Source organism: Halomonas sp. H2, assembly GCF_050215315.1.
In the GTDB taxonomy this organism is placed as follows: Bacteria; Pseudomonadota; Gammaproteobacteria; order Pseudomonadales; family Halomonadaceae; genus Vreelandella.
On record NZ_CP189760.1, the window covers coordinates 3545476 to 3569296 of the forward strand.

Annotated in this window: 20 protein-coding genes; 7 read left to right on the forward strand and 13 right to left on the reverse strand. The window is 53.9% G+C overall.

Annotated features, from left to right (window positions below; genetic code table 11):
• Positions 1–10 precede the first annotated feature (10 nt).
• The 3 genes from ACQE2I_RS16410 to ACQE2I_RS16420 are packed head-to-tail and all read left to right on the forward strand — an operon-like array spanning position 11 to position 2447.
• Entirely contained in the window at positions 11–676 is a 666-nt protein-coding gene (locus ACQE2I_RS16410) for a hypothetical protein (protein ID WP_427029108.1), read from the forward strand.
• Positions 673–1392: a hypothetical protein gene (locus ACQE2I_RS16415; protein WP_427029109.1), complete on the forward strand. Its 720-nt coding sequence runs from the start codon at positions 673–675 to the stop codon at positions 1390–1392. Before ACQE2I_RS16410 ends, ACQE2I_RS16415 begins: the two co-directional genes overlap by 4 nt.
• The gene (locus ACQE2I_RS16420) at positions 1389–2447 is read left to right on the forward strand and encodes a hypothetical protein (protein WP_427029110.1); all 1059 of its coding nucleotides are present in this window, start codon (positions 1389–1391) and stop codon (positions 2445–2447) included. The genes ACQE2I_RS16415 and ACQE2I_RS16420 overlap by 4 nt, the downstream gene beginning before the upstream one ends.
• An 87-nt stretch (positions 2448–2534) precedes the next feature.
• Here ACQE2I_RS16420 and ACQE2I_RS16425 read toward each other — a convergent pair whose 3' ends face one another.
• From ACQE2I_RS16425 to ACQE2I_RS16480, 12 genes are all read right to left on the reverse strand, one after another.
• The gene (locus ACQE2I_RS16425) at positions 2535–2972 is read right to left on the reverse strand and encodes a hypothetical protein (RefSeq protein ID WP_427029111.1); all 438 of its coding nucleotides are present in this window, start codon (positions 2970–2972) and stop codon (positions 2535–2537) included.
• Positions 2973–3086: 114 nt separating this feature from the next.
• Positions 3087–4385, reverse strand: a complete 1299-nt coding sequence (locus ACQE2I_RS16430) for a vWA domain-containing protein (RefSeq protein ID WP_427029112.1) — start codon at positions 4383–4385, stop codon at positions 3087–3089.
• 15 nt (positions 4386–4400) lie between these two features.
• Positions 4401–4895 carry a hypothetical protein gene (locus ACQE2I_RS16435; protein WP_427029113.1) on the reverse strand — a complete coding sequence of 165 codons (495 nt, stop codon included), beginning with the start codon at positions 4893–4895 and terminating at the stop codon, positions 4401–4403.
• 31 nt (positions 4896–4926) lie between these two features.
• Positions 4927–5691, reverse strand: coding sequence for a hypothetical protein (locus tag ACQE2I_RS16440; RefSeq protein ID WP_427029115.1), 765 nt, complete (start codon positions 5689–5691; stop codon positions 4927–4929).
• 21 nt (positions 5692–5712) lie between these two features.
• Positions 5713–7164 (reverse strand): formylglycine-generating enzyme family protein, encoded by a 1452-nt coding sequence (locus ACQE2I_RS16445; RefSeq protein ID WP_427029116.1) that lies wholly within the window; start codon positions 7162–7164, stop codon positions 5713–5715.
• Positions 7165–7273: 109 nt separating this feature from the next.
• On the reverse strand, positions 7274–8503 hold the full coding sequence (locus ACQE2I_RS16450; RefSeq protein ID WP_427029117.1) for an ABC transporter permease: 1230 nt from the start codon (positions 8501–8503) through the stop codon (positions 7274–7276).
• Positions 8487–9185 (reverse strand): ABC transporter ATP-binding protein, encoded by a 699-nt coding sequence (locus tag ACQE2I_RS16455; RefSeq protein WP_427029118.1) that lies wholly within the window; start codon positions 9183–9185, stop codon positions 8487–8489. Before ACQE2I_RS16455 ends, ACQE2I_RS16450 begins: the two co-directional genes overlap by 17 nt.
• Before the next feature lie 34 nt (positions 9186–9219).
• On the reverse strand, positions 9220–11220 hold the full coding sequence (locus ACQE2I_RS16460; protein ID WP_427029119.1) for a vWA domain-containing protein: 2001 nt from the start codon (positions 11218–11220) through the stop codon (positions 9220–9222).
• Positions 11217–12332, reverse strand: a complete 1116-nt coding sequence (locus ACQE2I_RS16465; protein ID WP_427029120.1) for a hypothetical protein — start codon at positions 12330–12332, stop codon at positions 11217–11219. Before ACQE2I_RS16465 ends, ACQE2I_RS16460 begins: the two co-directional genes overlap by 4 nt.
• Positions 12322–15060 carry a putative virulence factor gene (locus ACQE2I_RS16470; RefSeq protein ID WP_427029121.1) on the reverse strand — a complete coding sequence of 913 codons (2739 nt, stop codon included), beginning with the start codon at positions 15058–15060 and terminating at the stop codon, positions 12322–12324. Before ACQE2I_RS16470 ends, ACQE2I_RS16465 begins: the two co-directional genes overlap by 11 nt.
• Complete coding sequence (locus ACQE2I_RS16475) at positions 15057–18137, reverse strand: virulence factor SrfB (protein WP_427029122.1); 3081 nt, start codon at positions 18135–18137, stop codon at positions 15057–15059. Before ACQE2I_RS16475 ends, ACQE2I_RS16470 begins: the two co-directional genes overlap by 4 nt.
• 30 nt (positions 18138–18167) lie before the next feature.
• Positions 18168–19661 (reverse strand): SrfA family protein, encoded by a 1494-nt coding sequence (locus tag ACQE2I_RS16480; protein WP_427029123.1) that lies wholly within the window; start codon positions 19659–19661, stop codon positions 18168–18170.
• Between the two features lie 482 nt (positions 19662–20143).
• Here ACQE2I_RS16480 and ACQE2I_RS16485 point away from each other — a divergent pair, with 482 nt between their 5' ends.
• From ACQE2I_RS16485 to ACQE2I_RS16495, 3 genes are all read left to right on the forward strand, one after another.
• On the forward strand, positions 20144–20314 hold the full coding sequence (locus tag ACQE2I_RS16485; RefSeq protein WP_427029124.1) for a hypothetical protein: 171 nt from the start codon (positions 20144–20146) through the stop codon (positions 20312–20314).
• 19 nt (positions 20315–20333) lie between these two features.
• Positions 20334–20468, forward strand: coding sequence for a hypothetical protein (locus ACQE2I_RS16490; protein ID WP_427029125.1), 135 nt, complete (start codon positions 20334–20336; stop codon positions 20466–20468).
• Between the two features lie 390 nt (positions 20469–20858).
• The gene (locus tag ACQE2I_RS16495) at positions 20859–21176 is read left to right on the forward strand and encodes a hypothetical protein (RefSeq protein WP_172116989.1); all 318 of its coding nucleotides are present in this window, start codon (positions 20859–20861) and stop codon (positions 21174–21176) included.
• A 571-nt stretch (positions 21177–21747) separates the two neighbouring features.
• Here ACQE2I_RS16495 and ACQE2I_RS16500 read toward each other — a convergent pair.
• Positions 21748–22932, reverse strand: coding sequence for an IS1380 family transposase (locus ACQE2I_RS16500; protein ID WP_427029127.1), 1185 nt, complete (start codon positions 22930–22932; stop codon positions 21748–21750).
• A 499-nt stretch (positions 22933–23431) separates the two neighbouring features.
• Between ACQE2I_RS16500 and ACQE2I_RS16505 the strand changes: the two genes are divergently transcribed.
• On the forward strand, positions 23432–23821 hold the full coding sequence (locus ACQE2I_RS16505; RefSeq protein ID WP_427029128.1) for a hypothetical protein: 390 nt from the start codon (positions 23432–23434) through the stop codon (positions 23819–23821).

Here is a 23821-nt window from a genome sequence, read left to right on the forward strand (position 1 = left end):
AGAGGTTCTTATGAAACATGTTCGCGCTTACTGGGTAGGCCTAGTCTTGGCATTAGCCAGTCCCCCTTTGATGGCGTTAGATCTTGCCAGCCTTGAGGCGGCCCAGGAGCGGGCCGGGATTATTGATCGAGTGCGTAACCTGCTTACCGACGACAGTGCCTCGGTGCGAATGGCTGTATTCGAAGAGGTGATGAAGGGTGAGGATTCGCTACTGCGCAGCATGGCCATGGAGGCGGCATTAGTTAACGATGATGAGCGACTACAGACCGCTGGGCTACGTCAACTGATTAACAGCCGAGACTTCTTGGTAGTGGAAATCGTGGAGCCAACTCAGGCCAGTCAAGCCCAAGCTTATACGTATAGCCTGTGGCGTGAGCTTACGCTTACTGAATTAAAAATTAATACTGCCAACGACCAAATTACTGGGAAATTTCGAGCAGCGGCCATCCCTGACAGCGGCTTCGTGGGCCAGTTAGACCGTGGTGGCTTACGGTTTGAGTTAAAAGCTTATAGAAACCATGGGAATTATCGCTACACCTGTGCCTTGGCCTTGAATGAGCTTTCGGGCATTGAATTAGCCGGCATGCTGGATTGTTACATAGGTGCCCCTCACAGCGAGGAGGACAAAGCTGACGGCAACAGTGCCAGCTTGCCAGCCCGGATCCGTTTGTCATGAATGTGTGGTGGGGGATAGGATTAAGCCTGCTGCTCAGTGGCCTAGCCTATGCTCAGCCGCTTCCCGAGCGGGAGGTAACAGCCCGTATGGTGGATGAGGGATTCTCTTCCACCGTGCCGATATCGGGAAGGCCGCTCGCTGGGGCCATGTTCGAGCACCGCGGGAAACCCAATGGCAAGGAATTGTATGTCTGGGTGCCGCGGGGCATGGATACCGAAAATGCTGAGCTTTGCCTGTCCTTGTTGGCAAGAGATGGGCGTTATACGGGGCTATTGAGGGCGCCCTTAGCAGCGGATGAGGCACCTTTTCTACTCCACGTGACATTCGAAAGCCGTGAGCCAGCTTTCTATGCCGAGGATCGTTCGGATGTGCTGACGGCACTGGCCGAGGTGAAACAGAACTGTGCCCCCGGGCACTCGGCGCAGCATATTCTGCCTGTTTCCTGGGAGCGGCCCGAGGAAGCCCAAAAAATGGCCGTTATGATTAACAGCAGCCGTATGCAGGCCTTTCTTGTGGTTCCTTACGAGGGTAAGGCACCACAAGCCATTGAATGCGAGATTATACCTGATCCTCAGCGTATTGCCTTTGACCGGCAATGCCTGGTCAATATTGCAGAGCTTCGTGAACACGGTGAACCGCAATTCGGCCAGACTGAGCTGGTTCGTCTCAGGGGCCCCAACCGCGCCCCACCAGTCCCCTTCCCGTTAGCGCCATGAACCGACCTAGGCGGCTCTCCTCCGTTAATCGCTTGATTGCTGTCTTGACGGTGATATGGCATTCAAGAACACGATATCTAGGCCGCCAAGCCGCTGGTTTGATCCTTACGTTTGTACTACTGCCCGGCGTGATCTATCTATTGGCCGAGGCGCTACGCAAGCCCAGCACTTTCCATATCGCCGCAGACACGGAGATACTGGATATGGTCACGACGGGTGTCAGTGCCACACGGTGGTTCATCGAGCAGGGGGACGTTATACAGGGCGCTGCGGATCCCCTGGGAGAACGTCCCATGGAGTCATATGCATTCAGCGGCCTAGTGGAGATTGGCCCTAGGGCGAATGTCCGAATGGTGCGCTACGGCAACGGTTCGTTGCAGGTCACGCTGCATGAGTATGAACCTGGGGGGTTGGAAACTCCTGGGTCATTGTTCGAAGCTCAAAATAGCGCTCCGCAAGGAGAGGAGAAAGAATTTTCTCGTGTTATTCCAGTAATCACACTGGAAAATGTATTGTCCAAAAATGCGACTTGGCACTGGGCAAATTCCGCTTCCCTCGAAGTTCACATTGAGGAGCTGCCCTTCAGTGGCAGCTTACTGGCAGTCGGTGCCATTGGTAGCGAGACTTATGCGGCCACCATGGGCGAGCCACCTCCAGTACTAAGAGCAGGCCGTGTGGTAGTAATGGAGAAACGGTTGCTTTCGGACCTCCGTTACCCTGTGATGGAACTTGATCTGCAACTAGGTGATGAAGTCTGGGTAATGGATGCCGAAGGCCATCCAGCCGATACGGCCTGCGTATTCTCTGTGACGGGGCTAAATACGTCGGGTATTAAAGTTGCTTGCCATGCCACCGGCAAGACGTTGCAGGTTAGCCGATTCGGTGGGCATCTCGTGGAAATGGAGCCGGGGCCGTGGGACATAATCCTTGCTGAGCCTACACTTCAGGCAATGCTACCGTTGCTCTTCTCTATGATTTACGTGGCGCTGCAATGGTTGCTAGGATTTATTTTCCCTCGCCAAAAGCCTCCTCCCAATGCAACATCGGAACATTAGTAAGAATCTATCCATAAATAACCTTTATCGTAAGCGTTAATCCCACCCAATATGTAATATTGGGTGGGATAAGTGCAAGAAGCACTATTAACTTTTATTGACCAAACGCTCCATGTTTAGAGCAATTGACAATACCAAAATCAAACCTTCTTTTAACAACGACATACCAATCACGGCGAAGTAAAAATAAACCAGCACGGTCACTCCAGCAGCGATACCTTGCATGAGGCCTCCATACCCCATGCTACCGCCAATCAGTGCAACAACGCTTACCAAGATGCCAATAAACCACGAAAGAAAAATAGCCCCGTCCCAAGCGGCTCTGAACCAATCGAAAACAGGAAATTCAGATTTGCTAGAAGTTACCTTTTCTTCATCACTACTTTGACGCATCGCCGCCAAGCGTAGGGCAGCCCCTTTCCAGATTGACCAGGGAATCGTAAAAAAGCGGACAACGCATACGATAAGCGCCTGGATAACCGCGGGTACAATTGCATTGCCCACTTGGTTTTTTAGATCATTCATTATTCTTTACCTTTAATTTAATTTTTCTTTATTGCAGAGGCATAAATGCCTCATTCGAAATCTGCCTGCTTAGCACAAACAGAAAAACCAACCCTCAGGGTTGGTTAATAACGCTTACTCACAATGGCTAGCATTCAGTATCTGTGAGCTGGCCTGCTCTAGCATGCTGGTTATCTCAACAGCATCCTGTGAGCTAAACACTTGGCCACCCGTGTGTTTTGCAAGGCAGTTAGAGCGTCCGCCCGTCGTAACGTCAACGACATTGATCGTAAGCCGTGGCTGGTTTTGGGCTATCTCTGCAGCTATCTGGCACTGGTCTTGTTCACAACCATCTGCCCCATCAACAAAGGCAATAATGATTGCATCGCGTTCCCGACCATCAACCAATTCGGCCGCAGCCACCAAACTTTCAGCAAGCGGCGTTCCATCATAGGCATTTAACGCCTGAATGCCGTTGACCAATTGCTCACGCTGTGACGCATTGAATACGCCTTGTGTCACTGGGGAGCCACACCCTGCGTAGGTAACAAGCCCCGTATCAATATCCGGATGGAGCTGGTTGATGATACGAGACACAGAGTCCTTAGCCACCTCCAGCCGAGACGTCCCTGTTTCCATTGCCAAGAGACGTTCATTACCCATATTACGCAGCATCGTCTGGCGAAACTCGTTCATGCCGAAATACCACTCTTCGTCCTCCTGAGTTGCCGCAATATTGATATTCATCGACCCAGAGGTATCAAAGATCAGCACAAACTCTGGTGGCAAACGCTTCTCTTCTTCAAGGCAGGCGTAAGGCACTACGTCACCAGAAGCGTTTTCAAACCAGTTGAATCCATAACGATCCAGAGGCCAAAGCAGGTACAGCAATACCCCCAAAACAAGGAGCAGAAAGAGCAGCAGCGGCAATAGCCACTTCAGCGTTCTGAGCCTGCTAAGGGAGGAAGCCGCCACGACAGGAGCAGCGGTTGGCGCTATTGGCGTAGACTGAGGTGTAACGCTGGGAGCCGTGGCGTCTACCATGTCGGCTCCCCAACGAATCACCACGGGCTCACCATTCAGACTATAGAGATGGTGCGTTTCGGCAGGGCCAATCAAGGTTTTCAAGCTTTCCCCACCTTCACTGTCTCCACGCCTTACAAGCTCATCGGCCAAGCGCTCAAGGCTCTGCTGGCGTTGCTGATAACGCTCTAGTAAAGCCGCCTGCTGCTCTCCCGCCAAGGCATCAAAACATGTCGGCTGACCTGGCAGTTCCGTCCACCACTCCAAGGTATCTGCCCGCCCATTACGCGGCGTCGCAAACATAGTGCCGATACTAGGCGGAAAGTGGCGATGGATGAGCGCGATCTTGGCCTGATAGGCCTCGAAGGTACCGCCCAGCATCGCCTGGGTATCGCGCAGAATCCGTTGCATGGTCAGCCTTCCGCCTTATTCATAGCCGAGACTTTGGTGAAGACGGCTTACCTGTTGTTCAAGCTCGGCTAGCTGGGCCTTCTGCGCGGCCATGTCGGCTTCATCTTGGGCGGGCTCTCGGTTGGCTTGCAGCTGTCGCTCAAGATCATTGAGACGATGCTGCAGGCCTAGCTCCTCTCCGGCACGCGCCTTTAATCGCGTCAGCAGGGTTTGCAGAGACTCGTTCAGTGCCTGCTGCTTTTCTTGCTGAGAGTGCAGGTCTGCTTGGGTTGCCAGCTGCTGAGCCTTGATATCCGCATACACCTGGTGAAAAAGAGCATTCTCTTCTTGATCCAGGCGTACCTGCTGCTCATGCTGCACGATTTGGCTGCGGTAGGCACCCGAGGTGTCACAGGAGAACTTGGCCACCAGGCTCGCGTCACGATTATGGGGATCGCACTGTTCCGGCGTCGTAGCGCAACCGGCCAGCAGAACCATGCTGATGCCCATCAGTATGATTTTATTCATCATGGTGTATTTCATAGCAATATCGGCCTGTTTCTTAGCCCAAGGTAATGGCGGAACGCATGCTGTAGAGGTCATCTACCTCTTGCTGCAACGCCAGCACCTGCTGGTTCATTAAGTCGATATCCTGCTCAATGCGCGCCATTTCCTCAGGGCTTGCTTCCCCTTGTTCTGCAACGGCAACGGCCTGGTACTCGTCTGATTTCTTGTTCATATTGACCAAATCGCGACGCAAAATTTCGATATTGCTATCGATCGCGGCTAAGTCGTTCTTGGCGGCTTCCTGGTCTAATTGCTGCGTTTCCATCTCCTGCTGGATACGCTGAAGACGCAACTTATCTTCCTGCATTACGGCTTGCGCCGTTTCAGTTCGGGCGATGACATGGCGGGTATCTTCCTGAATATCCGCACTCATCGCGTCCAGCCGTTCACTGGTATTGGCATATTCACTGCGACGTTGATCCAGATAGAAATTGGCGCCCATGGCAACGCCACAAGCACCAAGACCTGCTACGATCATGCACTGTGTCTTGTTGCCTGGATTGGTGAGGGCACAACCTATCAAGCCTGTTGCGGCGCCTGCGGCGCAGGCTTGATACCCTGACCGACTGAAGAACTTCGCTTCACTGCCTTGCGTCAAGCGCGGGTCAGCAGCGGTGTCATCGCCGTTACCGGATAGCAATGAACTGCCGGTGGCGGCACAGCCGCTAAGCACTATCAAGCTGCCAGCTACGGCAACCATCATCTGTACTTTTTTCCAGCTCAAGGTGCGAGTCTTGAATGACATACGTTGGCTTTGCATAGTAAGTTCCCTTGCGTTTTTTTAATTGGCCATGGCTTTACAATTTTCCAGCCAGGCAGTGGTGGAAATGTGTTGCTGTTGCAGGTAATCACGCTGGTTTTCCCAGTGTGTGTGGAGATAGGGCTTGAGTTGGGTCAGCTGACGATTACGGCTGATAATTTCCTCAAATACTTCCACTTGCTCTTCGAGCAAATCTTCACCGTACAAAGTCGCGGACTCGACCAAACTACTGGCGTAATAGCGACTCAATCCCTCTAACCGGGCGTCTTGCTCTTCCAGGCGTTGTTGGCGCATGCCACAACTCGCGTCGTCACTGTCAGCCCCGCAGTTGATGGCATAGTTATCGTGGAGAAAATCGAGAAAAACGCCGTCATCCTCAAGCTTGGTACAGAGAAAACTGCCTAGATTGAGGCTGGCACGCACGGCTAAATTGCGTGCTTCTTGTTGACGCTGATTGCTCGCCCTTAGCTGGCTTTCCATATCGCGTAGCTGTTCTTGCAACGCGCTGTCTTCGAGTTCCGCCGCCAGACTGCTTAACTGCTCAACGGTTCCTGGCGCCTCTTGAGGGGACTCTTGCGTTTCTAAATCTGCACCCAGCGCTTGCCAGCTTTCTTCGATAGCTGCCACCCGCTCTCGCGATGTCAACGTGGTGGCGACCAGTGACAAACGAAAGCCTACCTGGCCGCTTTCGGCCTGACCTTTTTCACGGTAATACGGCTCTTCACCGCGTAGCGCCGTGCGGATATCACTTTGGGGTGTTAAGTAACTCCCCCCACGCACCACAAAACCGCCTGCTTGGCCATGCTGGCGATCCAGCTTATTGAGGCGAAATGGCTCAAACATCATCTCAGCCACATTGCCCAGAAGATCATGCAGCCCCAATGGATTGGGTTTAAGTAACCCTGCCAGCTGCAATTGACCGTTAGCGGACTGCGGTCCGGCGAACCATTCATGACCGTTCAAGCCCTCTGGCATCGGATAGCGGCCGTCGCGGAACTCGGCAGCGCCAACCTGCAGGCCACCACGCGCGGCGTATTCCCACTCAATTTCGGTCGGTAGGCGTACAAATCCCAGTGCCCCATCTTCCTGAGGCAAGGACTGCTCAGCGTTTTGACGCAGCCACAAGTTATAACGATCAGCCGCCGCCGTTGCATCGAACCAACTCACCGATACAACTGGTAAGCGCAAGCGCGTCGAGGGTGACGGGCACTCATCAGCCATCAAAGACGCATATTGCAGCTGGGTCGTTTCATACTTGGCCAGCAAGTAGTAGCGCGAGACACCCTCGCTCTCACTGAAGTTGCCGGAAACATAGGAGGGCCGACGCTGTTCTACATAGCCCCAGCCGGTGCCATCCTGGCCAATATTGATGGGATAATCGTCGAGCGGCCCGGCCGCGGGAATATGAACCTTGCGAAACGCCATGGCGCCATCGCAAGGCATCGGCAGAATGACATCGTCATCCTGTGGCATGGGATTATAAAGCCGTTCATCCCACTCGGCCGAGGCAGTTCCCACCTGCAAAAGTAAAACAACAGCCCACCCGGCAAGACACCAGTGGCGGGGGAAGCATCGAAAAGATTTACAGTTCACGCAGACTCTCCGCAGGTTCGATACTAAAGGCGCGCAGCACACCGATCACCGCCACCATGAGCGCAACCAGCAAAGCCAATAAAAGTGCAATCACGCCGTGCATGAAGGTAAGGCGACAGACAACACTTCCGGTTGTCGCGCTAGTTGCTAACGCCTGGTTGAATACCTGGCTTCCCAATCCGTAAAGGCCAAGCCCTACCGCATAGGCGGCCAGCGTCAAGGTGCCTGCCTGTAACACGATATATGCCGCTATTGCCGGACGATCGAACCCCAGTAAACGCAGCACCGCCAGATCCTTGCGCTTACGATCAATATTGGCTAGAAAAGCCCCCAACATTGAAGCTAGACAGCCCACCAGCGCGGTACTCGCAATCACGCCAAACACTAACCCCAGCACATGGCTGATCGCCTTGACGTTCTCGATCTCGGCCAGGCGGCTGGCCGTGTCGATATGCTGGGCATTGAGCCACTGCTCCAGTCCCGCCACTTGGTCAATATCGGCGGCATACAGGCGAGCACGGGCAAAGTGCGTTTCCCTTTCGCCTCGCACCTCGCCAGTGCTCACACCAAGCGAATCGATGCGGTAGCCATCACGAAAATCTTCAAGCGCGATCAGCAGCGGCAACGCGACAAAGACGGCCGAACGAGGAAAGACATCCGGTGGCAAAATGCCTGCCACGGTAATCAATTGCCGACCACGTTCAGCACGGCCATCGAGACGACGGCTGACGAACAGGCTTAGCTGATCATTGACGTCGACATTCAAGCGCCGCGCAGCCGACTCGCTTAGCACTACGGTTGAACCCTTAAGCGGTTTGGTAAGAGACAGTGACGCCAGTAATGGGTCCCCTTCTGCCGTGGGGATGACTTCAGTGTTATCCACAAAGTGTCGACGGTCGGCGACCAAATCTGCCTGGGTATTGAGTGAACGTGTCATGCCAATGGCAAAACCGACATCACGTCGGCTACGCAAGCGTTCGATCCAGGCAGCGTCATACCGGCCACTGGATACCATGCGAATTTCCACGTTCCGTGGATCCTCTAGAAGCTCGGACTGTAATTGGCTGACGACCCCATACTTGAGGCCAAACAGCAGTAACAAGGGCGCAATCACGGCCACCAGGGCAGCGGCAATACACATTGATACCTTACGGTCGTACCAGAGATCCTGCAGCGCTAACGATACCAGTAGGCGCAAACGCTTAAGGGCGAGGTTCAAAGACGGTCTCCCCTTTTACCGTGACGGCATCGAAGCGCGGCACTCCAAATGTTTCGACGAGGGCCCAATCGTGGGAGACCACCAACGCGGCGAGCTGTAGCTCTTCGACGACGTCCATAAACAGCGCAAAGAGCCCATGCGCACTGTGGGGGTCAAGGGCGGCCGTGGGCTCATCGGCCAGCAGCAATTTTGGTTCATGGGCCAGGGCGCGTACGAAGGCGACCCGCTGGCGCTCCCCGATAGAAAGCATTGCCGGTCGCTTTTCCATCAGCGGCATCAGCCCCAAGCGGTTAACCGCTTGCGTGACTCGCTCACTCTTTGTGGGCAGGCCCTGCAGACGACGCGGCAAGACGATATTATCGGCCACATTCAAGAAGGGCAGCAGCCCCCCGCTTTGCAGCACGAACCCCAAATCACGCGCACGCAGCGTGGCCAGCTCGCTTTGCTGCTGTGTACGCCACAGTGTTGCTACATCTTGTTGCGGGTTTCCCAGCATGAAGCCTTCAAGCTCGCTGGGTGCTAACAGCAGCCCTACCGTCTCTAGCAACGTACTCTTGCCACACCCGCTAGGGCCGGTAATCGCTAAGCACTGGCCCGGCGACAGTGATAGCTCGGGTAGTCGAATCCGGTGCGCGCGAGCGCCCTGGCCACGCTGAACCATCATGCCCTGTATCGCTAACATCCCAGTCTTCCTCTATTGTTTGAAACGCCGATTTTCACGGCATCATTTCAAGAGGAACCGGATAAACGTCGTCCCGTGGGTCACTGCCTTCGGCAAGTGAGACCCAGCGGTCAACATCCTCGTTATAGCGCTGATAGTGGCGCAGCTTAATGCTCAGATTACGAATGAACCGCTCCTGAGAAAGACCATCCCAGCTCTTCCAGGTGGCTTCATCCAGATTGAGCACTTCACTCTGATAAGGCAGATCTTCCAGATACTCCCCCATCAGCCCCAGTTCGGCTAACTGAGTGGTTTCATTTTGTTGCAGCTGGTTGGGGTCGGTGCCCATGGCCGCCGCCACCGAGCGCAAACGATCAAACATGTCGGTGGGCGAAATCAGGCCTTGATTGGCGGCATCCAGAATCTGTGCCACCACGTCATTCAGGTCACTCAACTGAGATTTGGTCAGCAGCACCCGAACGTCCGTACTGGGGCGGTTTTGCTGCACCAAGTCGCGGTCGCTGATCCAGGCTTGAAATACCGGCGGTGCTTTGCTGCCAGCTTGCTGCCCCAGGTAGGCCAGCTGCATAGCATGGCCGATAAGATCCGCATCTTCCAGCAGCTGTTGTTGGTTTGGATCAACCTCATCAGGGTCAGGCTGTTGCGCATTCAAGGCACTGCCGATAGCCCCGTCGCCGATATAAGCAGCACGCACCTGAGAAGTGATCGCCTCGGCCAAGGCATCCACCTTGGCACCAAATGCCTCCACATCCCCGGCTTCCACCGGGTAATACAGCGACGTATTGGTGCCGGCATAAGTGGAAAGGTTGGCGTATTGCGCTGCTGCCTTAGCATGGTCGTTGAAGCGCTCGCCACTCTCGGTTTCGAGATGTAGCGTATAAATCGCCACACCCGGGTTGGCCGCTTCCAGGCGCACCTGGTCGGCACTCAAGCCTGTCGAGGAGCGTTCATTATCGCCATCGATGGCGCTGGCATCGGTAATTAGTACGATATAGCGGGCACCATATTGGCTCCATTCCACTTCATCGATTGCCTGCATCACCCCGGCGTAAGCATCTTCTTCGAACCCTGGCGTGGATACCGTGGCTTCATGGAGTTCGTCCATGCGCGCCATCAAGTCTTGCCTGCCTTGCACTTCCATTGGGTTGGCATACATACGACTGATGTATTCGAGCTCTGGCACTTTTTCCACGCTGTCGCGATAAGAAACCAGGCCGAACTTGACCTGTTCCTCCAGGTTTGCCGCCTCGATTCGATCGAGTATCTTGCTCACCGCCTCGCGGGTACGCTCGATATACGGGCCCATGGAAATCGTCGAGTCGATGACGAAGACAACGCCGGCATTGAACTCACGCAATTGACTGGCTGGTGTGTCATCTTCAGTTTCGGGATCTGTTTCAGTACCGGCTAGGTCAGGTTCGCCGGCCTTGCTTACTGACGCCACGTTCAGCAGCCGTGCGCGAAAGCCAGCTTCGGTGAATACCTCTTCGCCTTCAAGTATCGGTAACAAATAGAACTGTTCTTGAAGATCGACAAAGTATTCAGGTTCCCGTGCTAGCACATGGGGCACCTCTTCCTCACGATCCAGGTCGGCGTGCAAAGGAACAACGCGACTGGAAGGCTCGAATTCATCGAGAATATCTTGAAGCGCGTCTCGTTCACGGAAGAACAACAGACGCTGCCGGTTAGCCGGATTAGTGAATGCCAACGTAAGTTGCATCTTCCACGCCACGCTACAATCCGCCGGCAGCCAGCCGCTGGTGGTGCCGTAGCTATCCGGCCCGACTTTCAACCATTCGCGCCCGTCCACCTCGCTGCGCTCATACACATAGAAACGAGTGAACGCAGGCTGCAATTCACCACTGCTTCCCACTGTCTCCGTTAGCTCGCACCCAGGTGTGGTCAGGACACGTTGATGTAAGGTTTGCTTGCCTTCCTGCAGTAAGGGGCGAGGCTCAGCCAGCGCTGCAGTGGCGCCCAGCCCCATAAAGGCCACAGACGAGAATACCCAGGTCGCGAGCATGTTGCGCATCATTCGCCCAGCTCCTCAAAACGTGCTTGTGCTTCGCTATTGTCAGGGTCGGTGTCCAATACGATCTGGTACCAATAGCTGGCGGTTTCGGCATCGGCTGCGGTAAAGCAGGTACTCGCCTGGTGATAAGCGGGATCGTATTCGCGGGCATAGGCCAGCGCGATAGTGGCATCGCCTGCGATAGCACGGTTGGCATAAAGCCGTCGCGCTATTCCACAGTGCTCTGCATCACGCGCAGCTTCGATCACCGACAGCAACGCTTCGGGGGCAACATCAGCCTTGGAACATCCTTGCACGAATGCCAGTTCCTCCTGCTCTTCAAGGGCTGCAATCGAACAGACCGGGGCCGAACCAGCGGAAGAGTCGGCCACCTCTTCTTCTGAGGCTTCCTCGGTGGGGAGGTCAGCGTCTTCCTCTACTGGGCTTCCCTCCGCTTCGTTACTCTCTTCTTCCTCGACGGTTTCTTGTTCAACCGGTTCGGATCCCGCATTACCAGCGTTATTGCTGAACCAATACCAGGCACCAAAAGCCACGGCTGCCAACAGCACAAGCCCCAGCAAGAGAAATAGCCATGGGCCGCGCTTGCTCGCCTTACTGGCAGGCGCGGGCGGCACTTCCACTTCCGGCACCTGCGCAGGTTCGGATCCAACTTCGGGTTCGGCTTCTGGCTCAGGCTCCACTTTTACTTCCGGTTCGGGCGCTTTTTCCGCAACCGGTGGTGAATACAGGGCACTGCTACCCCCTGTAGAAGGTGCCGAGCCCGCCGCACTGGAGGGCATCAGATCGCGTGAAAGCCGTATTACCCCTTTGGCTTGCGTGCCTTGGGTATCCTGCAATGCCAGCAAATATTGGGTAGAGCCGGGAAGCTCCAACAGGGGATCAATAATAGTGCTGTCGAGTACTACCTGGAGACGCTGGTCATCGGTCTCCTCCAAGCTAGCCAATTCAAACGAGTGGGCCTTGGTACTCCACGTTTTTTCCGGATGCAGAAACTGTTGATCCTGGCTCTCTTGAATCGACAGTTGCAACGATGTGGTTTCCCCTTTCCACCCCTTGAGCAGTAAGCGGCCTTCACCCGGTGTTCCGGACTCCAGCGGACGCAGTTCAATCCGCATGGGTCATCTCCCGTTGGCGAAAGGATGTCAGTACAGCGCCCAGGCGCTCATTCTGTTCCATGGTAATTTCCCGTCCGGCGGTGTGCCCTGCATTTTCCTGCGTCACGATACAAACCCCTGAAAGCCAATCGGCCAAATAAAGAACAGCTTGATTGACGGGTTGAGGTGCAAGACTGGGAAGCTCACCCGATAAAATCGGAGTGCTCGGCAAAAACAGCTTGTCCTTCTTGCCCGCCAGGCTGTTCGGCCGCTCGTCAATCGGCATTTCTTGATAGCCCAGCCAGGCAATAAAATCGCGCAGTACCAACTGGGCGGCCAACACTTGACGCTCCACCAGCTGGTCACGTTTTGCGCTACTTTGGGCGCGGCCGAGAAGTGCTTGATCCAGGCGTTGTTGCAGTGCCATGCGATTGGCTGCCGTGATCAATTCATCGGTCAAGGACTCAACGACTGCCTTTTCCAGCCCCAGCAGTTGCAGCAAAGAGTGGCGTCCAGGTACTTCACGCAAATGGGCGACCCATGCCTGAAATACCTTACGAGCAAAACGATGATCCGCTCCTTGTAGCACCGGCTCGGTTTTCGCGGCAGGTACAGTGGCGGCTTCATCGCCAAAGGGCATGCTACTCGCGAAAGGATCATCGCTGAGGTTAAAACCACTGTTGCAATAAAGACTATCGGCTACCGCCGGTTCGCTATCTGCATCGCCTTCAGTCGCTGTTGCCTCGTCTTCTTCGCTGTCGCTCAAGTAAAGATCGCGTACCGTCTGCTGAGGAAGTTCCAGTTGGTGCTGCAGTTCACCCAGGGTTGCCAGGCGTTGTTGCAGGCTTTGCCACAGCAGCTTGGCGGCCTCACGCTTTTTAGCCACTTCACCGCTGCCATCTGTGTGGTGAAGGGGCGTTAGGCGCTTTTCTACCAATGAGCTGAGTGTGTCTTTCAGCTGCTTTTCGATACTGGCCAGCTTGAATTCCAGGGTAGCGATACGGCCAAGATACTGGCTGATACGCTTGATGCCGCCATCGTTAAGTGCCAGCATCGCCTCCCAGGCCTCGGCGGGCGCCTGCACATGCTTTTGCACACTGGCATGCTCGGCAAAGGTGGCTGCCATACGTTCAAGCGGTGCTTCGTAGTCGTCATTGATACCGAGTTCTTCGTTATCACGGCTGTTCAGAAACGAAACGGGCAGGCGTGGCTTGCGTACCAGGAAGGTATTATTGAATGGCTGCCCTGGGGCCCATTGACTCATCCAGTCGTACTGACCGAAACGCTCCAATAAGGTCATTTTGATCAACCCTTCCCAGCCTTCGCTCAGCTGGCTTTCCGTCAAGTTCAGCGCACCGTTGATGCGCTTATCGAACATGGTAAGCGTCCAGATCAACCCTGGCGTCTTGCCCGCACGATCTTGACTGGTCCGCCCTTGCGTCTTTTCAATCCAGCGTGTCAGCACCGGGCCAACAGAGGTCACGTCACTCTGCTTATCCGAACTTGTACACACTACCAAGGCGTTCATCTCCTGGCTGTCGGTATATCGCTCGAACAGGTACGCCACCTTGCCGCGCAATACCAATTGAGAAACGGGGTTGCCCCCCTGGCTACTCGCCTGACTGGCGGCTTCACTGACACTTTTCAGGCTTAGACGTCCGCGATAACCGGGGAAATCCAGCAGATCAACTTTTTCAACTTGAGGATCCTGTGTCGGCTCGATCAGCGGGAACGTGAGCTCGGCCGTCAGCGCAGCCAGCTGGGCCACCGATACAGTAACGGCATTGCCGGGCGTGTCTTGCTCTACGGGTCGCACGTCCAGGCTGTGATCATCGACGCTGCCCAGGCGCTCGAGAATGTCCACATTCATGATGCTGTCGCGCTGGCTGTACCCGTCTCCTTCGGGCGTGACAAGGCAAGTCAGCGGCGCATAAACTGTGGGGGCATTGCCAAGGCGGCGTAGGGTGGACGCTAGTTGCACATAAAGGCGAGTGAGCTCTTCTTGCTCGCCCCACAAAAGAGAAAACAGCTCAGCGCGCTGTTCGCATGAGAGACGCGGCGCCAGCTTAAGAACCCGCGGCCAATAGCGCGCTTCCAGCTTACTGATTGACTTCTTGAAACTATCAGTAAGGTAGTCCCATAAGGAGACCACGTCATCACCGCTTAGCCCAGGCTGTGTCTCTACCGTAATGGCAACGCCTTCAAACGGCTTGAGAATGCGCTCGATGCGTGCTTCATCTAACTCATAGTGCAACTGTTCATGGTCGAAGTCGTTGAACCAGGCATTGGCCAGTATCTTGGCAATCTCAACTTCACTGAACAGGCGTAGTTCAACAGGGGTATCCGCTGGCCCGCTGTTGGCCGTGCGGCTGAAGCGCGTCACCAACCCGGTGGCTTCTTTGCCCCCACCGACTGGGTTCACATGTTCGATGAAATCGAGACGCTTGCCGCCGTAACTGGTTTCCAACTTGCCGTTTTGGCCCGCGGCCAGCGCCGAGATCAAGTAAGATTTTCCCGCTTGAGACAATCCGAAAAAGCCGATGGTCATCGGGGTAGCCGCGGCCCCCCCCAAGCTCGATGCCAGATTGCGCGCTTTGTGTAATTCTAGGATTAAATTGTCCGCTTCACTATCCAGGCGCGGGGCATTGTTGCGAACGTCTTCGATCCACTCGATAGCCTGACCGGCACCAGCGTGCACAGCCCCCCAGCCTTGGCCCAGTTGGTGTTGTTTATCCGTGAGGTTGCTCATTTGCGTTTCACGCTCCCACTGTCCAGCCAGTAATTGGAATCGCCCAGCCCCGCATCGATCATGGTATTGAGCTGAAGATTGACGTCTGCTTTGCCAAATGACTTGTTGGTGTTGTCACTGACGCGACTGACTTTCAGTTCATCACTGATCAAGCCGCCCTTGGAGTTGTTTTCGACCACCTTGAGTTCCACCTCGACCACCGGCTGGCTGCCGTTTCCCTCGCTGACCACCGCCTGCTTGTATTTCGTCTTGCCCGTCTCGGTCAGTTCCAGGGTATAAAGTGGCGAGGCCACCCAGCGCTCGGCATCCAACTGACGATACCCGATGCGCACAATGCCTCCGCGTACCTGTACCTTGGGCTCATCCTCTTCCGGCAGTTCAATCCCCGTTCCATTGTCATTGGCCTTGATGTCGCGATAAACCACGTCATCGCTCTTCATGACGTTGTTGTTGTCAATCGAGCCCAGATGACGAATCAGCGAGTAAGGCCTGAGTGCCTGGGTACGAAAATAAAAACTGGGCAAATCCAACTGATCGCAGAGAAGACATAACATGGCGCCGACTGCAGCGGTGCTTTTGGGATCGTCGATCTCGCCATTGCTATGGAAGGGGTACCAATTACCGGTACGGTAGTTCTGCATCGGTAAAATGCGCCCTGGAGGCAACGGCAACATCTTGCGCAAAAAGGCCTGAATCCCCGGCAACCGAGAGGGACGGCCGGTCAGCAGCAACATGTCGCAGCCGTACTGATGGATCACCTCACATAGGGCGCCTAGTGTCTTGCCGATGTTGATACCATCGCCCAAGAAGGCCCGATGTACTTGAGGCAGGTTGAAGGTGATCGGGATATCCATCAGCTCAAGCGATGTGGTGCCATTGGTTTTGACGTCACGCCGCACGGCACCGTGCACATATTCTCTAACCGCGTCGCTGGCTGCGTGATCTCCCAGCAGCTCGCGATACGTGGCGGTAATAATGTGAGGGTTCTCCTCGCTTTCCTTTTCCTGAGGATCGAACCCCTCGTAGTAACTAAGCAGCTTCAACCCTAAAGGAGTGAAGACTTGTAAATTGAGCTGCTGACGCAATACCTGATCCTGGGCGCTCAGGCTCTCTCCACCCAACAGGAGTGACATCATGGCATCCGGGGATGACACGCCAGCTTGCTGCAGGGATTCTTCAAAACTTTTCAGCACGAAGGTCTGAATGACATCAAGCAGGATGTCATCCCCGGCAATACGGAAGCCATCACGAAAGCGCTGCTCAGGGACGATATGCACATTGCTGCTGTTACCGCTGCCTTCTCCACTTTCGACACGGAAGTCGGTAATGACTAGGTCAGTCGTACCCCCGCCGATATCGATACTGGCAAGCGTGATACGGTCACGCTGTTGCTTTTCTGGGCGCGCCAATGTGTCAAAAAACTCTTCAGGATGGCCGGCAAAATTCTCATTGGTCTCCGTGTACAGATACACCATTTGGCCGCAAGTGGCTTCGTCCCACTCGACACGGATCTCTGGCAAGGGGGGTGTCGGCGCGTCGGCGTCTTCCGGATGGTAGGGGTCATCCTCGCCTTGATACCAGCCCATGCCCTGCCAGATCAGCCCCGCCGCTTCGCGCATGCGCTGATCCAGAATACTGCGCTCTGCCAACGGCATGGCCGGGGGCAATGTCAGGATGATCGAGCGTAGGCGACGCGGTATATCAATATTGCCCTGCCGGGAACGCTGGGCCGGGCTATTGATCTGCATCAACGCCTGAGCCAATACTTCCGAGAGCATGAAGGTCATCAAGGAACTACGTGAATAGTGCGGTTTGAAGACGGGGAGATCATCGTCTTCACCATCATTCATGACGGCGTAGATCGCCTTGCCACGCTCATTGATCAGGTTGGAGAAAGGCGCGGCCGTGGCAAAAGGTTCTTTGTCTGCCTTGACATAGGCGCTATTGAAACGCCAACCATGCGTGTAGCGGCTGCCGTCCCACAGATAGCGCTTGGGACTGGACAGGCCGGTAGACCCTTCGGTGCCCCGACGACGGCTGGCAAGGCGGTTGGCTTCCCCACCTACGCGAGCAATCGTGGGCCAGCGAAAAGCATCATGTCGACCGCTCTTGACCGAGAGATGATCTTTACCAAAGAATGTCTGAGAAAACTCGACGCGGCTCTCAAAGGGCTCGGCATAGACGCATTCTGGGTCGACCAGGTCACGTAATTCCAGCACATAATTCTGCTTGAGACCGGAACCTGATTGCGCATGGTGCTCAATCAAAATACCGCAGGTACGTGAGTTGCCCACATCAAGGACAAGATCGACAGAAATCGGGGTTTTTTGACTAGCATCCTTACCCGCCAGACGAACCTCGGGTACTCGCACCTTGGGCTTTCGCTGCGTACGCTCAGCGGGTATCGGCTTCCACAACAGGCTGAGCAGGTTCAAATAATGTGCCTGAGGATGTAACGCTTTGATGTCGTCATTCAGCTCATTTTGATCCATTTCCGGATGGCCTTCCCGGTATAGATCATTGAGCCATTCTTTTACCCATGCCAGATCCATGAACCAGCCCATTTCATGGGGGGTCAAGGCAAGCTTGAACGTCTCGCCTGAGCGTACATCTTCTTCGTTAGGCGCCAAGTAAGCCGTGCCTTCGCGCTTGGGCATGCTACGGGTATCAAACGCCAGTGTCAGACGATGGGTGTGGCCATCAATATCCGGTGTATCCAGCTCCACCAGGCGCATGCGCGACCAGTTGCTGGGGCCTTCATCGAAACGATGTGGTGGCATGTGCCGGAAAAACGGTATCGGCACCCATTGGCGATCCAGCAGCGCTAGGCTCGATTGCATATCCATATCGAGATACGGCTTACTGACCCGCTCCAGCTTGTTGGGCTCGGGCTCATAAAAAGTGGTGCCGTCTTCTTCATTGGTGAGCAGACGTACTAAAAGGTCATCCGCCAGCTTGGCAAACTCACCGCCGGCTTCCTTACGAGGTTCAAGCGTCAGGGCAAAATCTAGAAACTGGACACCGGTATCGTTGACCAACGGGACAACGTCTTGGAACTGGGTGACTTCAGGCAACATGGCGCGACTCTTCTCTCAACTATTCCGCAGTTATTCGTTGTCTTTCCACATTTGCATAGGAAAGGTCTCGTTGGCGTAGCTGACAGCGCAGTCGGCCATATCGGTAGCGCCCTGCTCACACAGCACTTCGGGCATATCGTAATGGCTGCCATCTTCACAACTGGTCTGCCCTTGGCTTTGTATCGAAAGCGCTCCCTCTTGCATGGCCGCCTCTATCGGGCCGGTGCAGGTAACGCCACCCTGATCGCCAGCATGGCGCAGTTGTACTTGCCCCTTGCCCTGTTCAAATGCGTATGAAACTTGCAACGGGCGCCCCGTCTTACTATCCATAACGCCTGCCGCACGCCAGTTACCGTTCATGAAAACGGCTGGACCATCCTCAGTTTGGTGAGGGATATTAAGCGGTTCGAACGTTGTTGAAGGCGATGTCTCGGCATTCGCTGACAACGTCTCTTGCCCCAGCTCCGGTGGTGCCACCGGCGCCTCAGTCAGGTTTCCTTCGGCTGGCAGTTCGGGAGGAGCTATCTCCGCCGGCAATTCACTTGCCGGATCACCGACTTCAGGCAAGCCCGATTCTGGCGTGCCAAGGTCGGAGGCCTCTCCATCAAATGCCATCCCACTGCTTGCAGCGCCGACATTACCGGCGCCGCCCCACCAATGAGGATTGGAAAGATCCGGTAAGGAGGTAGCAGGGAAATTCAGAGTCGGTAACGTAGGCATGCGCAGATTGTTCAGGCTTACCTCAGGTACCTGGAAATCAGGAGCTTGAAAATTGCCAGACCCAACCTCAGGCAGGTTGACTTGTGGCGCGCAGCTGCGCAGACCGAGAAAGGTCAACAAGAACAGCAACAATAACAACAGGAGAGCCAGTGGCCACCAGCGTCGCCACCAGGGGCGGCGTTCTTCCAATACAGGTTCCGGTTCGATGACGGATTCAACGGCGGGGACTTCTGCCAGTGGCATTGATGGCTTCGGAGCTAGCGCTGGCGCTGGTTCCGAGGCTGTATCTTGCGGATAAAGAAAATGTAAGGGGTCGGTAGTACGCTTGGCATCGGGATGCTCAAACCCCCAAAAGGTAAGCACAGGCGTACCATTGACGAGATAAACATAATCCTGATCGGGAATTCGAATGACTTGCTTAAGTAATTTGGCCAGTACGCCCCTGTCATTATGAGCGCCCTCTGCTTTGGCCAACGAAGAATCGCTGAAGCTATTAAGAAAGGTTTCAAAGTGACGCAACTCCTGCCGAGCGGGCGCTCGCTCTTCTTCACTAGCGGCACTCCAGGGAATGACATCGCCTTCCATTCCGCTATACCAGTCCAGTAGCTCGCCCTGCTGATCGCTCTGGGGAATCGCTAGATGCCGCTCCATACGCGGAAAGTCGGGTTCTTGCGTCTGGCGCTTGTGCGCTTCACGACGAATGGATTCACGAAGCTGAAGAGCCGAACGAAAAACTGGCTGCCCGGTCTCCCCCAATGCTGAAAACTGCTCACTTTTACCGCTGCGTAGCAATGCGCCCTGCATGCCTGTTCCCTAGATTTTTATCATTCAGCACTTTTTGGCACTGATGCTTAAAAAAGGATGTGTACCTTTCAGAAATCGATTAGCTAAGCGGTGCCTTTCAAGACACTCTTTTCAAATAGCTCAACAGATTTTTATATTTTTTTCCCTTCACAGGCTCTCATTTTTTATACTTTATGCGTACTTTTTCGGAACGCTGAGATTTGTCAGGACAACTCTCGAAAGCCTAATACTTTTTTTATGAATCGCCAATATGCTACCTAATCCTATTTAGTAAATAAACAGTCTTTTTTAGAAGTTTGCGAATCCAACAAATTATGTGGAGCAAAGTACCCGCCTAAGAGACTCTGTGTGTCAATCTAAGCCTGAACCAACTGATTTTGAGATAACATACAAATCAGGGTACTCAGGAGTACGGAAATGCCAAAACCAGCTACCACTACCTATTCCAAGGTTGAGCCTAAACCAGCTCTGGATCAAAGCGTGTGCGACGAACGTTTACGACCGAGTACAAGTTATCCATTCTCCAGCAAGCCGATGCCCGTAAGCATGGCGAAATTGTCGAGTTTCTGCGTAGTGAAAAGCTCTATTCCAACCAGTTACAGCAGTTGCGTCGTGAACTGGCGGAACAGGGCTTAGATGGACGTAGGAAGTAGGCTCCCGGCCCTACCGGGGATGACGCCTTGCCCTATCCTCATCACTGGTCACAACTTCGGCTGTGGATCATCCAGAGAGGGGGCTGTTTATGTACTGGTGGATATGGGTGTGCAGGTGATTATATCTCCACTAAAGTGGCGGATATTTTCGTAACAACGCCGTACGTAACGGTCTACTGACAATCATTCAACTTGGATACCGGTTTTTTGGCTATTCAACAGACGCTGCTCGATATTGACGATCTGCATTCTTTCACTGACCGGGTAGCCCCCTCTGAAAACCAGGGTCGCGCATTCAATCAAGGGGGGGGCGTCGTAGGGGGTAAGTCGACTCTATAGCGCCTCTATACTGGGTCAGCCCCACCTGAGCCCAATCGATGAGTAAATATGACACACTCACAACTTTCGGCAATGGCGTAAAAACACAGCGAGTGCTAGCTTGAAGAACATTATCTGTGTCTTAGCGGTCTTATGAAAACCATCATTGTTTCGAGCTTTATCTTAAGCATAAGGCTCTTCCTAAATATCGAAGAGGAGCATATACATGCTATCGCCTGATGGTTTGGCTATTCTACTCCCTCTCGGCATTCTTTTTGCCGCTCTTCTTATGTTTGGGGGCGGCCTTGTTTGGGCCAGATACCGCGATCGACAAAATAAAAGGCAAGATCGACAAACGTTGGTTCAAGATATATTGATCCAGATCGAGCCCTGGGCAGGCTCCCGGGCAGCCGCCTGGGCGTGGTATCAAACATACCCCATTGCTGCCCTCGGGGGACTAACAGCCGAGCAACTGATTGCTCGGGGAAAAGCTGACGAGGTCACGGCTTATATCGCTCACATTCGTCAAGGCGGATATGCCTAACCAGGCTATCGCTCATTGTTGCAGCCATATGCTGTTTTTTTAAGCTTCAGAAGACAACCACCTTTCCGCATTGAGTGCTGTGACAACTGATTTAAAAGCACTAATGCACCCGCTCCCATTACCGGCAATGTGTACAAACGCTTCTACTCCCGCACAAGAGTTTTACTGATAAGCTGCATTCGACGTTGTGGCTCTTATGGGTGATTACCCAGGCTGTCAGCTTGTTCCCCCGATACCTTCCCTTTTTTCCTGCTGCCACTCTTGACCTGTAACTGCATGCATTATCAATGTAGCTAAATAGGCGGTGTCTCAGGGCTTCAGTCATCCAGCTATGCTCGTGAGCTCATCGCTCGAAGCATGTTGGATTCCGCCATTGGAAATGCTGATAACTTGAAGCACTAGCCCCCTAGCCCGGATTTCTCATAGTACCTCAGCAAGTACCGCACCCAGGCCGCCATGCTATTAAAAACCTATTGGTACATCTTAAATTGCCTACTTTTTAACCACTTTCCGTCGTTAAGACACACTTCCCCCTTTCCCCCATTGCGTCGGGCCGGGGGAGCCCGAGCATTCAGTTCGGCACCAACCGCCTGACGAGATCGGATAGTTGCGCTTTATAGGGGTAGCTGTCACTCATCAACACCCGGATTCGGCGCGTATTGCGGAGGATGACCGCGCCTACTTTGATGAGCTTGAGCCTCAGGTTGCTTGGACTCATGCGCGCGAAGGGCGTGTGCTTCAGGTAAGTCCGTAACCGCTCGAACAGCGTATAAGCGAAGCCCGACAAGATCAGCCGCCACTGATTGGCCCACCAGTGCGTGCTGGAGGTCCGGTCAGCAAACAGGCTCAGTTGTTGATCCTTGATTCGGTTTTCCATGTCGCCCCGAGCGCAGTACTGCTCGTAGTAGAGCTTGAAGCCGTCGTCATAACGGGAACTAATGATAAACCGGGGATTAGAGCCCAGTTCGCCTTCTTCCAGACGGGCCACCACCCAGCGTGGGTATTTCCAGGAGTGGGCTTGATATTGGAAGCGGAACGTCTCTGCTACTTTCCCTCCCATCCGGGGACGACAAAAGTGACTATCACCTCGTAACACGATGCGCGTATCGGGCCAGTATTGACGGATAAAGCGTACCAGTAAGGCGAGGATCGCCCAGCTATGGCGGCTGTCGCTGCGGTCACTGGTGCGCAGATAGCTCACCAGTAAGTGGCGCCCACAGAAGACATACAGTGGGAAGTAGCAGTGGTGATCGTAATAACGGTTAAAGAACTTGCCGGGTTGCTCGCCATGCACGGGGATGTCGGTGCCATCAAAGTCCAGCACGATCTCCTTGGGTGGTTCGTCATGCTGTTCAATGAAGTGATGCCACAGCAACTCATGGGCCTTCACTATTGCTTGCCGATCGGCGTTCTGCTCCACCCGGCACAGCGTCGACTTGCCTGCCAGCGTATCCTCTTCACCGAGCGCTGTCTGAAGGGCCTGATCATAGCGCAGGGCCTCATGGTCGTTGAAATCTTCATAGCCAGCGGCGACACCGAACACCCGCTGACGAACCAACGTGTCGAGCTTATGACGAACCTGTTCCGGTGAGCGGGGATCATGAAGCACGGCGGCCAAGCGGCGTGTTAGGCGATGCTGTTTATCGACTTCACGAAGCAGGAGTAATCCGGCGTCCGACGTAATGTGGCCCCCGGAGAAGTCGGCTTCAATTTGGCGGCGAGAGAGTGGCGAGAAGGTCAGCTTGTCAGGTACCATTTTGGAAGCGGCTGTTGGTGTTGGTTTTTGGTGTATGGCCCTGAAACGTTAACACTTTCAGCCGCTTTCTTTTATACCCTGTGAGAAATCCGGGCTAGCCATTCTACCGATCTTGTCGGGCAGAAGCGGTTTACATAAAAATAATTCAAAATTGGCTACATTTTTATTTAAATAACGCTAATAAATATTATTCAAATTTCTACATATTTAACATGATCACTAAAGCGGCCCTTCTCACTTTAAAGCTTTCCATGATTTTATAGTCCAGGGGTTACGGTTATAAGAAAACGTGATAAAAGGGTGGATTAAATACACTTCATAGTCAGTCGGCTATCTTGCAGGCAAGGCTTACCCAAAATGTCAAACAGGTGTTTTAATGCTAAATGATCGAGGATCAAGAAGGGTTTCACTATCTCGTATTAAAATCAGCCATCATTTATCTGCCCCTGTGCTTCGCGTATTTCTAGCTCGTTCATCGCTTTTACGGGATGTGCAATGCATGTCTCAAGAGGCCATAAAAATCTATATACTTCAGCACCCTCCGGTCGTTTATGAGAATAAAAGGGGTAAGGACGGCACTCCTCTCGTATGCATTGCCAACCTGTTCCCTTTATATCTTGCCCAACGCTGCCTCTCTGGAAGTGAAAAAATTCGAGTCACTTTAGTTGAAGCACCGCTCAGTAAGAATACAGAGGCCTTAGCACTTTCTTTAGCACTTTCAGCAGAAACGTGCCATGCGCTTTCTCCAAAAGATCTCTCTCCCTACATCATGTCGTTATGGGAATGCTTAGCCTCTTCTGACCCCCAAGCGTTAATAAGCCTGTCTGAAAATTTTAACAGTAAGACTTCTTTCTGTGAGGCCCTTAACATCAATCGACGAGTCGTTTAA

Excerpts from the sequence above, each read along its gene's own strand:
- ACQE2I_RS16410 (WP_427029108.1), top strand. The coding sequence starts at position 11 with ATGAAACATGTTCGCGCTTACTGGGTAGGCCTAGTCTTGGCATTAGCC.
- ACQE2I_RS16415 (WP_427029109.1), top strand. The coding sequence starts at position 673 with ATGAATGTGTGGTGGGGGATAGGATTAAGCCTGCTGCTCAGTGGCCTA.
- ACQE2I_RS16420 (WP_427029110.1), top strand. The coding sequence starts at position 1,389 with ATGAACCGACCTAGGCGGCTCTCCTCCGTTAATCGCTTGATTGCTGTC.
- ACQE2I_RS16425 (WP_427029111.1), bottom strand. The coding sequence starts at position 2,972 with ATGAATGATCTAAAAAACCAAGTGGGCAATGCAATTGTACCCGCGGTT.
- ACQE2I_RS16430 (WP_427029112.1), bottom strand. The coding sequence starts at position 4,385 with ATGCAACGGATTCTGCGCGATACCCAGGCGATGCTGGGCGGTACCTTC.
- ACQE2I_RS16435 (WP_427029113.1), bottom strand. The coding sequence starts at position 4,895 with ATGATGAATAAAATCATACTGATGGGCATCAGCATGGTTCTGCTGGCC.
- ACQE2I_RS16440 (WP_427029115.1), bottom strand. The coding sequence starts at position 5,691 with ATGCAAAGCCAACGTATGTCATTCAAGACTCGCACCTTGAGCTGGAAA.
- ACQE2I_RS16445 (WP_427029116.1), bottom strand. The coding sequence starts at position 7,164 with ATGCCACAGGATGACGATGTCATTCTGCCGATGCCTTGCGATGGCGCC.
- ACQE2I_RS16455 (WP_427029118.1), bottom strand. The coding sequence starts at position 9,185 with ATGTTAGCGATACAGGGCATGATGGTTCAGCGTGGCCAGGGCGCTCGC.
- ACQE2I_RS16460 (WP_427029119.1), bottom strand. The coding sequence starts at position 11,220 with ATGATGCGCAACATGCTCGCGACCTGGGTATTCTCGTCTGTGGCCTTT.
- ACQE2I_RS16465 (WP_427029120.1), bottom strand. The coding sequence starts at position 12,332 with ATGCGGATTGAACTGCGTCCGCTGGAGTCCGGAACACCGGGTGAAGGC.
- ACQE2I_RS16470 (WP_427029121.1), bottom strand. The coding sequence starts at position 15,060 with ATGAGCAACCTCACGGATAAACAACACCAACTGGGCCAAGGCTGGGGG.
- ACQE2I_RS16475 (WP_427029122.1), bottom strand. The coding sequence starts at position 18,137 with ATGTTGCCTGAAGTCACCCAGTTCCAAGACGTTGTCCCGTTGGTCAAC.
- ACQE2I_RS16480 (WP_427029123.1), bottom strand. The coding sequence starts at position 19,661 with ATGCAGGGCGCATTGCTACGCAGCGGTAAAAGTGAGCAGTTTTCAGCA.
- ACQE2I_RS16490 (WP_427029125.1), top strand. The coding sequence starts at position 20,334 with ATGACGCCTTGCCCTATCCTCATCACTGGTCACAACTTCGGCTGTGGA.
- ACQE2I_RS16495 (WP_172116989.1), top strand. The coding sequence starts at position 20,859 with ATGCTATCGCCTGATGGTTTGGCTATTCTACTCCCTCTCGGCATTCTT.
- ACQE2I_RS16500 (WP_427029127.1), bottom strand. The coding sequence starts at position 22,932 with ATGGTACCTGACAAGCTGACCTTCTCGCCACTCTCTCGCCGCCAAATT.
- ACQE2I_RS16505 (WP_427029128.1), top strand. The coding sequence starts at position 23,432 with ATGTCTCAAGAGGCCATAAAAATCTATATACTTCAGCACCCTCCGGTC.